The sequence below is a fragment of the Pseudomonas sp. PS01270 genome, assembly GCF_029959775.1.
Lineage (GTDB): Bacteria > Pseudomonadota > Gammaproteobacteria > Pseudomonadales > Pseudomonadaceae > Aquipseudomonas > Aquipseudomonas atacamensis.
The window spans coordinates 1-2,687 of sequence record NZ_JASCPT010000242.1; the positions used below are offsets into that span (position 1 = coordinate 1).

At 59.5% G+C, this 2,687-nt stretch carries 3 protein-coding genes; 2 read left to right on the forward strand and 1 reads right to left on the reverse strand.

Translation table 11 applies throughout. The features are described 5' to 3' along the window. Positions 1-108: 108 nt before the first annotated feature. On the reverse strand, positions 109-933 hold the full coding sequence (ttcA, locus tag QMX86_RS27820) for a tRNA 2-thiocytidine(32) synthetase TtcA (RefSeq protein WP_024013975.1): 825 nt from the start codon (positions 931-933) through the stop codon (positions 109-111). Between the two features lie 425 nt (positions 934-1,358). On the opposite strand from ttcA, the gene QMX86_RS27825 reads away from it, so the two are divergent. After that, positions 1,359-1,961, forward strand: coding sequence for a Yip1 family protein (locus tag QMX86_RS27825; RefSeq protein WP_016773629.1), 603 nt, complete (start codon positions 1,359-1,361; stop codon positions 1,959-1,961). Between the two features lie 148 nt (positions 1,962-2,109). Then, entirely contained in the window at positions 2,110-2,604 is a 495-nt protein-coding gene (locus QMX86_RS27830) for a SprT family zinc-dependent metalloprotease (RefSeq protein ID WP_076563850.1), read from the forward strand. Positions 2,605-2,687 lie beyond the last annotated feature (83 nt).

Here is a 2,687-nt window from a genome sequence, read left to right on the forward strand (position 1 = left end):
GGATTCATCCCCGCTGGGCTGCGCAGCAGACCCCGAGATTTTGGGGCCGCTTCGCGCCCCAGCGGGGATGAATCCCCTCGCCACAGGGCTCGCTTCTACAGGTTGTGTTTACAGATTGACGACATTGACGAAACGCGAAGCCGCGGTCTCGTCGATCTTCAGGCTGGTGAAGTCGAACAGGTTGCGGTCGGCCAGTTGCGACGGCACCACGTTCTGCAGGCTGCGGAAAATCGATTCGGTACGGCCCGGGGTCTTGCGGTCCCAGTCCTGGAGCATTTCCTTGACCACCTGGCGCTGCAGGTTTTCCTGCGAGCCGCAGAGGTTGCACGGGATGATCGGAAATTGCTTGAGGTCCGAGTAGGCCTGAATGTCCTTCTCGTTGCAGTACGCCAGCGGGCGGATCACCACGTTGCGGCCATCGTCGGCGCGCAGCTTCGGCGGCATCGCTTTCAGGGTGCCGTTGAAGAACATGTTGAGGAAGAACGTTTCGACGATGTCGTCGCGGTGATGACCGAGGGCCATTTTCGTCGCGCCGATTTCGTCAGCGAAGGTGTACAGCGTGCCGCGACGCAGGCGCGAGCACAGCGAACAGGTGGTCTTGCCTTCCGGCACCAGTTCCTTGACCACCGAGTAAGTGTCCTTCTCGACGATGTGATACTCGATGCCCAGTTCTTTCAGGTAGGCCGGCAGCACGTGCTCGGGAAAGCCCGGCTGTTTCTGGTCCATGTTCACCGCGACGATGTCGAACTTGATCGGTGCAACCTTCTGCAGGTGCATCAGCACGTCAAGCATGGTGTAGCTGTCCTTGCCCCCGGACAGGCAGACCATGACCTTGTCGCCATCTTCGATCATGTTGAAATCGGCGACCGCTTCGCCGGCCAGGCGGCGCAGGCGCTTTTGCAGTTTGTTCTGGTTGACCGTAAGAGTGCCCATGACGCGAAATCCGTGAGGTGTGACGAAAGGCCGGCATTTTACGCAAAAACCCCGGTAGCGCGAAGCATCTGTGGCGAGGGGATTTATCCCCGCTGGGTTGCGAAGCAGCCCCAATACCTGAGAACTCGTATTGCCTGACACTGCGCGGTGAATGGGCTGGTGACTGCTGCGCAGCCGAACGGGGATAAATTCCCTCGCCACAAAAGTGTTTCAACTCCAAAAATGCCTTCCCTGCAAGACCCCGAGGCGATTATCCACCCCGTTTACAGCGCGATTTGCTCTAAGCCCGGCATACCGGTGCGCTGGACTCCTTTCTATACTGCGACATAAGGTCGCACACATCTAAAGACCTGTATTTGCTCGGCCATCTTGGCCCGTAGGCGCTCCGTTGGGGGGCGATGGCAATGACAAGAGGAGTGAATGGCATGATCCATCACGTAGTGGGACTGTTTACCCACCCCGATCAGGAATGGAAGGAGATTCGTGGCGACCAAGAGGAAAGCATCAGCCACATGTACCTGACGCACACGCTGATTCTGGCGGCGATCCCCGCTGTCTCGGCGTTCATCGGCACGACCCAGGTCGGTTGGGTGATCGGCAATCGCGCGCCGGTGATGCTCACGTTCGAAAGCGCCTTGTGGATGACCATCATGTCGTACCTGGCGATGCTCGGCGGGGTCGCGGTGATGGGCGCCTTCGTGCACTGGATGGCGCGCACCTATGACGCCAATCCAAGCCTGGCCCGTTGCGTGGCATTCGCCACTTACACGGCGACACCGTTGTTCGTCGGCGGTCTGGCGGCGCTGTATCCGCACATGTGGCTGGGGATGATCGTCGGTACGGCGGCCATCTGCTACACGGTCTATCTGTTGTATGTCGGCTTGCCGACGTTCATGAACATCCCTTCGGATGAAGGTTTCCTGTTTTCCAGCTCGGTGCTCGCCGTCGGCCTGGTGGTGTTGGTGGCGATCATGGCGTTCACCGTGATTGTCTGGGGCCTGGGTGTCGGCCCGGTCTATACCAACTGACCTGTTTCCTCCCTGAGAAAAACAACATCTGCCAATACAGGCCGCCGCAAGGCGGCCTTCTTGTTGGAGCGACGACCATTCGGCAGGTCGACGATTCGCAAGTCGCCGGGGTTGCGGCATACTCGGCGTCTCTGGAGATCCATCAAGCATGCCCGAGCAACTCAATACCCGCGTCGAAGATTGTTACCAACTCGCTGAATCCTTTTTCAAACGCTCCTTCAAACGCCCCGTCGTCAGCCTCAAGCTGCGCGGGCAGAAAGCCGGTGTCGCGCATCTGCACGAGAACCTGCTGCGCTTCAACCCGCAGCTGTACCGGGAAAACACCGAGCACTTCCTCAAGCAGACCGTCGCTCACGAAGTCGCTCACCTGATCGCTCATCAACTGTTCGGCGACCGCATCCAGCCCCATGGCGAGGAGTGGCAACTGATCATGCGCGGCGTCTACGAACTGCCGCCGGACCGCTGCCACACCTATGAAATCAAGCGGCGTAGCGTGACCCGCTATATCTACAAATGCCCGTGCCCCGACAGTGATTTCCCGTTTACCGCCCAGCGCCATGGTCTGGTGCGGCAAGGGCGGCGGTATCTGTGCCGGCGCTGCCGCAGTACGCTGGTGTTCAGTGGTGAGCTGCGGGTGGAATAGTTGGTTCCTGCGTTGCTTTGACTGGCCCCTTCGCGAGCAGGCTCGCTCCCACAGGGGAATGCATTTCAATGTGGGAGCGAGCC

Excerpts from the sequence above, each read along its gene's own strand:
- ttcA (WP_024013975.1), bottom strand. The coding sequence starts at position 933 with ATGGGCACTCTTACGGTCAACCAGAACAAACTGCAAAAGCGCCTGCGC.
- QMX86_RS27825 (WP_016773629.1), top strand. The coding sequence starts at position 1,359 with ATGATCCATCACGTAGTGGGACTGTTTACCCACCCCGATCAGGAATGG.
- QMX86_RS27830 (WP_076563850.1), top strand. The coding sequence starts at position 2,110 with ATGCCCGAGCAACTCAATACCCGCGTCGAAGATTGTTACCAACTCGCT.